The 320-nt window shown below is 52.2% G+C and carries 2 rRNA genes; both read left to right on the top strand.

Annotation, left to right across the window (positions count from 1 at the left end):
• A 23S ribosomal RNA gene (locus J9885_RS14805) occupies positions 1 to 119 on the top strand; the annotation flags it as partial.
• A 78-nt stretch (positions 120 to 197) separates the two neighbouring features.
• A 5S ribosomal RNA gene (gene rrf, locus J9885_RS14800) occupies positions 198 to 312 on the top strand.
• The last annotated feature ends 8 nt before the right edge of the window (positions 313 to 320 follow it).

The following is a 320-nucleotide window of genomic DNA, read 5'->3' as shown; positions in this document are numbered from 1 at the left end:
TCCCTGACCCCTTGAGGGTCCTAAAGGGCCGTTGGAGACCACAACGTTGATAGGTGGGGTGTGTAAGCGCGGCGACGTGTTGAGCTAACCCATACTAATTACCCGTGAGGCTTAACCATACAACACCCAAGAAGTGTTTCGAGCCTTGTGACAAATACGAAACTACTTACATCAGCTTTCTCAGATTGAAGATTTTGCCTGGCGGCAATAGCGCAGTGGAACCACCTGACCCCATGCCGAACTCAGAAGTGAAACGCTGTAGCGCCGATGGTAGTGTGGCATTCGCCATGCGAGAGTAGGACACTGCCAGGCACCCAATT

Origin of the sequence: Aeromonas sp. SrichE-2G, from assembly GCF_017939565.1 — a bacterium.
Taxonomy (GTDB): domain Bacteria; phylum Pseudomonadota; class Gammaproteobacteria; order Enterobacterales; family Aeromonadaceae; genus Aeromonas; species Aeromonas taiwanensis.
The sequence above is the reverse complement of the archived record's forward strand: the minus strand, read 5'-3'. Positions and strand labels throughout refer to the sequence as shown.